The organism is Mesorhizobium sp. M4B.F.Ca.ET.089.01.1.1 (assembly GCF_004022605.1).
In the GTDB taxonomy this organism is placed as follows: domain Bacteria; phylum Pseudomonadota; class Alphaproteobacteria; order Rhizobiales; family Rhizobiaceae; genus Mesorhizobium; species Mesorhizobium abyssinicae.
In genome coordinates, this window is record NZ_RZOS01000389.1 from 1 (window position 1) to 5,568 (window position 5,568).

Annotated in this window: 7 protein-coding genes; 2 read left to right on the forward strand and 5 right to left on the reverse strand. The window is 64.8% G+C overall.

Features of this window, described 5'->3' with window-relative positions; translation table 11 throughout:
* The 5 genes from EN780_RS26550 to EN780_RS26570 all read right to left on the reverse strand — a co-directional run.
* The coding region (locus EN780_RS26550; protein WP_281035382.1) for a biotin carboxylase N-terminal domain-containing protein at positions 1-335 on the reverse strand (335 nt) is incomplete at its 3' end.
* 8 nt (positions 336-343) lie between these two features.
* On the reverse strand, positions 344-811 hold the full coding sequence (gene accB / locus EN780_RS26555) for an acetyl-CoA carboxylase biotin carboxyl carrier protein (RefSeq protein WP_127286058.1): 468 nt from the start codon (positions 809-811) through the stop codon (positions 344-346).
* A gap of 26 nt (positions 812-837) precedes the next feature.
* On the reverse strand, positions 838-1,272 hold the full coding sequence (aroQ, locus tag EN780_RS26560) for a type II 3-dehydroquinate dehydratase (protein WP_127310732.1): 435 nt from the start codon (positions 1,270-1,272) through the stop codon (positions 838-840).
* A 145-nt stretch (positions 1,273-1,417) separates the two neighbouring features.
* Entirely contained in the window at positions 1,418-2,221 is an 804-nt protein-coding gene (locus EN780_RS26565; RefSeq protein ID WP_128275770.1) for a DsbA family protein, read from the reverse strand.
* Positions 2,222-2,283: 62 nt separating this feature from the next.
* Positions 2,284-3,693 (reverse strand): M48 family metalloprotease, encoded by a 1,410-nt coding sequence (locus tag EN780_RS26570; protein ID WP_128275771.1) that lies wholly within the window; start codon positions 3,691-3,693, stop codon positions 2,284-2,286.
* A gap of 134 nt (positions 3,694-3,827) precedes the next feature.
* On the opposite strand from EN780_RS26570, the gene EN780_RS26575 reads away from it, so the two are divergent.
* Positions 3,828-4,976 (forward strand): aminotransferase class I/II-fold pyridoxal phosphate-dependent enzyme, encoded by a 1,149-nt coding sequence (locus EN780_RS26575; RefSeq protein WP_128275772.1) that lies wholly within the window; start codon positions 3,828-3,830, stop codon positions 4,974-4,976.
* 10 nt (positions 4,977-4,986) lie between these two features.
* On the forward strand, positions 4,987-5,568 hold a 582-nt coding region (locus EN780_RS26580), incomplete at its 3' end, for a glutaminase (protein WP_189556747.1).

A 5,568-nucleotide genomic window follows, 5' to 3' on the forward strand; every position in this document is an offset into this window, starting at 1 on the left:
ATGCGGATGTGGTCGCCGGTCGGGCCGATGAAGGTGATGTTGTGGGCGGCGAGGATGTCGGCGAACTTGGCGTTCTCCGACAGGAAGCCGTAGCCCGGATGCACCGCGTCGGCGCCGGTGATCTCGCAGGCGGCGACGATCTGGTGGATGTTGAGATAGCTGTCGCGTGACGGCGGCGGGCCGATGCAAACGCTCTCGTCGGCCAGCCTGACATGCATGGCGTCGGCGTCGGCCGTCGAATGCACCACCACGGTCTGGATACCGAGCTCCTTGCAGGCGCGCAGCACCCTGAGGGCGATTTCGCCGCGATTGGCGATGAGGATCTTCTGGAACATTCCCGGCTCTACTCGATGACGACGAGAGGCATGCCGTATTCGACCGGCTGGGCGTCCTCGAACAGGATCGCGGTCACCGTGCCGGCGCGGGGCGAGGGTATCTGGTTCATCGTCTTCATCGCCTCGATGATCAGCAGCGTCTGGCCCTCCTTGACCTTCTGGCCGATCTCGATGAACGGCTTGGCGTCGGGCGAGGGCGCCAGGTAGGCGGTGCCGACCATTGGCGAGGGCACCGCGTTCTTCGACTGGTCGGCGGCCGGCGCCGCGGCGGCCGCCGCCGCGGACTGCGCCGGGGCTGCCGCCGGCGCATAGGCGGCCGCGGGAGCCGCCACCGCGTGCACGGTCTGCGCCTGCCGCGACACGCGCACCTTCAGGTCACCGAGCTCGACCTCGATCTCGGTGAGGTTGGTGTCGTTCAGTATGCCCGCCAGATCGCGGATCAGCTGCTGGTCAACACCGGTCTTCTTTATAGACATTTTCGAGCCTTCTGTTTGTTGGCCGGTCACAGGCGTGCCGCCAGCGCCTGCAGCGCAAGCGTGTAGCCGAGCGGCCCGAACCCGCAGATCATGCCGACGGCGACCGGCGCGACCATGGAGACGTGGCGGAACGGTTCCCGCGCATGGATGTTGGAGAGATGGACTTCGGCGACGGGCAGCGGCGCGACAGCGCGGATGGCGTCGTGAATGGCAATCGAGGTGTGGCTGTAGGCGCCCGGATTGATGACTATGCCAGCAGCCTTGTCGCCGGCTTCGTGGATCCAGTCGACGAGGTCGCCCTCATGGTTCGACTGACGGAAATCGATCTCCAGCCCAAGGTCGGCGCCTGCCTTCTTGCAGTCGTCGGCGATGGCGGCAAGCGTCTTGCCGCCATAGATGCCGGGCTCCCGCTTGCCGAGCGCGTTCAGGTTGGGACCGTTCAGGACGAAAACCGTTTTCAAGAATGCCGACCTTTCCCGGCGCCGGCCCCAAGCCGGCGCACTGGGCCTCTATAATGGGCATAGACGCCCGCGAAAAGAGCGCAAGTGCGTTCTTTCGCTGTCCACAACAGGCGGAAAACCGCCTGCCGCAAGGGCCCGACTGGGGTCAGAGCGCGGCCTTTGCCGCCTCGATCTTTTCGGTCAGGACGTCCTTTCCGAGGGCGCCGAACACCACCTCGTTGCCGACCACATAGGAGGGGGTGCCGGTGATCGACAGCTTGGTGGCAAGATCATAGGTGCGGGCCAGCGCCTCGTTGATGCTGGGATCCTTCATTTTCTCGCGCAGCTTGGCCTCGTCGGCGCCAAGCGAGACCGCGGTCTTGATGGCGATCGACTCGGTGGCGCGGCCCTGGCCGCCGAGCAGCGCGGTGTGGAAAGCGCCGTACTTCTCCGGCATCATCAGGTGGAAGGCCATGGAGACGACGCTGGCCTTCTGCGAATCCGGGCTGAGGATCGGGAATTCCTTGAGCACGAAGCGCAGGTCAGGGTCGGCCTTGGTCAGCGCCTGCATGTCCTCGATGGCGCGTTTGCAGAAGCCGCAATTGTAATCGTAGAACTCGACGATGGTGACCTTGCCGTTCGGGTTGCCGACGATGCCGTCGAAGGTGGAGTTGAAGATCTCGTCCTTGGCGTTCTTGATGACGCCGAGGGCGGCAATGCGCTGCTCTTCCTTCTGCTTGGCCTCGAGCGCGTCCTGGACCTCGAGCAGCACTTCCGGGTTCTTCAGCAGATAGTCGCGGATAATGCCTTCCACTTCCTTGCGGTCGATCTTGGTGTCCGGGGACGCGGCCTCGGCGACTAGCGCCGTATCGGCCTTTGCCACCTGCGGATTTCCGGCGGCGAAGCCGACCGCCAGCATGGCGAGGGCCGCCACCGCCCCCGTCGTGCCAAGCAGGATTGCCTTGTTCATGATCCTCGATCCCTTTTTTGCCTGTTGCGGTCCGCTTCAGTCGCCTGGCGCGGCCGGAAGGTTCACTTGGTTTTGCCCGAAGGCGCGTAGTTTATGATATCCTGGGCGCGAAGCCAGCCCGGCTCGCCACGCTTCATCTTCTGCTGCGCGCGCATGGCGAAGATCTTGGCGTTCCTGTAGTCGCCGGAATAGAAATGGCCTTCGGCGGTGGCGAGATCGGCCGCCGGAATCTCGCCGAGCTCACCATAGGCCTGCGCCAGGTAACGGTAGCCGGCGGCGTTTTCCTTGTCGCGTCCGAGACCGTTGCTGATCTGCGCGGCCGCCTTCTTGAGCGATTCCGGCGTGCCGATCGCCATCAATGCCTGGCCAAGCGAGACCGGCAGCAGTCCCGATTTCGCCGGATCGAGGCTGACCGCCTTGGCGTAGGCGTCAGCGGCGTCCTTCGGCTTGTTCGCCTTCATCAGTATGTCGCCGCGCAACTCCTGGAAGTAGGGGTTCTTCGGCTGTTCCTTGATCAAGGCGGCGGTCTTGGCGAGCGCGGCATTGAGGTTGCCGTACAAATAGGCGATCTGCGCATCGCCATAACGCGAGGCGAGGCTGCCCGGGTTCTTGCGCATCAGACGCGAGGCGGCCGCCTGTCCCTGCATGTAGACGGCGATCTTGATGCGCATCATGTCATGCCGCTGCTGCAGCGCCGGCGGATCGAGCTTGTTGACGTAGGGGCTTTGCTTGACCAGCGTTTCGAGGTTGGCGATGCGTTCCTGCGGCATCGGATGGCTGATCCGGTAAGGATCGACCTGGGTGCCGGACAGCGACAAGGCGCTCTGGAAGCGGGAAAAGGTCTTCAACATGCCCATGCCGGACTGGCCGGTGGCGTTGAGATAGGTGATCGCCGAGCGGTCGGCGGTCGTCTCCTCGGTGCGCTGATAGGCGAGGATGCTGCGCTGCGCCATCTCGCCGCCACCCGCCGCGACACCCATGCCGGCGCCGGCGAGGCCCCGGCTGTTGGTGGTGGCGCCGGCCACGATGGCGCCGGCGCCGAGCAGCGTGGCGATGATCGCCATCGTCTTGGCGCGCTCCAGCTGGTCGCGCAGCTTCTGCTGGTGGCCGCCGGCGATATGGCCGGCTTCATGGGCCATGACGCCGATGATCTCGTTGGGCGTTTCCGCCGTCATCAGCGCGCCGGTGTTGATGAACATGCGGCGCCCGGTAACGAAGGCATTGAAGCTCGGATCGTTGACCAGCACGATGTCGATGCCGTCATTGGAAAGGCCCGCCGCCTTGAAGATCGGCCGCGCATAGTCGCGAACCAGCGCCTCGATCTCGGCGTCGCGCACGATAGGCACGTTTTGCGCAAACGCGCCGACCGAACCGGAGATCGCGACGGCGGCGGCAAGCAAAAGCGTGACGAAGCCGCGCGCGGTTCCTGCAATGGTCGATCTGGCAGTGGTCGATCTGGGTCGGCTCAACATGACAGGTCCACTGGTAGACGAGCGGGCGAAGGATGAAAAGTCGGCACCGAAAACTTCCTGCGCTTGTGATCCCCACATCAATCGGGCATTTGTGCGGCGCTGCCAGGGCGGATCCTGGCGTGTTGGATTTGAAAATGGTTGTTTCGCTTTCGCGCCGTGGCGAGGTCGAGCCGTTCCACGCCATGGACATCCTGGCCGAGGCCAACAGGCTGAAGGCGACCGGCGTGCCGGTGGTTTCGATGGCGGTCGGCCAGCCGTCTGACCCGGCGCCGGCAGGTGTGCGGCAGGCTGCCGCCGCGGCCTTGAAGGTCGGCCGTATCGGCTACACCGATGCGCTGGGCCTGGCGGACCTGCGCCAGGCGATCGCTGGGCATTATGGCGAACATTACGGCCTCGATGTGCCCGCCAGCCGAATCGCCGTCACCACAGGGTCGTCCGCGGCCTTCAACCTGGCTTTCCTGGCGATGTTCGACCCGGGCGACCGCGTCGCCATCGCCGCGCCCGGCTACCCGGCCTATCGCAACATCATGGCCGCGCTGGGCATCGAGATCGTCGAGGTCGAGCTTGGCGGCGATGCCTATCTTCATGCCGAGCATCTGAGAACCGCGCACCGCGAAAGGCCGCTGAAGGGGGTGCTGTTCGCCAGTCCGGCCAATCCGACCGGCGCCGTAATCCCGGCCGACGAGCTAGCCGCGCTGGTTTCGACGGCGGAATCACTCGGCATCGCCGTTATTTCCGACGAGATCTACCACCGGCTCGCCTATGCCGCGCCGGACACGACAGCGCTCGCCTACGGATCGGGCGTGACGGTGATCAATTCGTTCTCGAAATACTATTGCATGACCGGCTGGCGCATCGGCTGGATGGTGCTGCCGGAAGCGCTGGTGCGCCCGGTCGAGCGCGTCGCCCAAAGCCTCTATATATCGCCGCCGGAACTGTCGCAGATCGCCGCGATCGAAGCGTTCAAGGCGACAGAGGAGCTGGAAACGGTGAAGGCACGCTACGCCTGGAACCGCGAGCTGTTGATGAAGCGCCTGCCGGAACTGGGCTTCGCGCTTGCCGCGCCGATGGACGGCGCCTTCTACGCCTTCTGCGACGTCACAAGGCACACCAATGACAGCATGGCCTTCGCGCGTCGCATGCTTGCCGAGGCGCATGTGGCGGCAACGCCCGGCCGCGACTTCGATCCGCTTCAAGGCCATCGCACGATGCGCTTTTCCTATGCCGGCAGCCACGACGACATGGTCGAGGCGATGGCGCGCATCGAGCGCTGGCTGAAATAGCGGGGACGTCATGCCGGAACTCGAACAGGCGCTCGCCGAAGTCGCCGCCGAAATGGCCGAGCGCACGGACCGTGGCGACGTCGCCACCTATATCCCGCAGCTCGGCAAGGTCGACCCGAGGAAGTTCGGCATCGCGGCGGTCACCAATGACGGCCGCGTGCTGCTCGCCGGCGACGCCGAAGAAGCCTTCTCGATCCAGAGCATTTCCAAGGTGTTCACGCTGACGCTGGCGCTCGGCAATGTCGGCGATGCGCTGTGGCAGCGTGTCGGACGTGAGCCGTCGGGCAATCCGTTCAACTCGATCGTTCAGCTCGAGCATGAGAACGGCATTCCGCGCAATCCGTTCATCAATGCCGGCGCCATCGTCGTCTCGGACATATTGCTGGCCGGCCACCAGCCGCGCGAGGCGATCGGCGAAATCCTGCGCTTCATCCAGTTCCTGGCCGACGACGAGACGATCATCATCGACCGCGAGGTCGCGGCCTCCGAACGCGCCACCGGCTACCGCAACTTCGCACTTGCCAACTACATGAAATCCTTCGGCAATCTCCACCATGCGCCGGAACTGGCGCTGGGCGTCTATTTCCATCAC

Bases quoted from the DNA above. Each gene is read 5' to 3' on its own strand.
- EN780_RS26575 (WP_128275772.1), top strand. From the start codon at position 3,828: ATGGTTGTTTCGCTTTCGCGCCGTGGCGAGGTCGAGCCGTTCCACGCC.
- accB (WP_127286058.1), bottom strand. From the start codon at position 811: ATGTCTATAAAGAAGACCGGTGTTGACCAGCAGCTGATCCGCGATCTG.
- EN780_RS26565 (WP_128275770.1), bottom strand. From the start codon at position 2,221: ATGAACAAGGCAATCCTGCTTGGCACGACGGGGGCGGTGGCGGCCCTC.
- EN780_RS26570 (WP_128275771.1), bottom strand. From the start codon at position 3,693: ATGTTGAGCCGACCCAGATCGACCACTGCCAGATCGACCATTGCAGGA.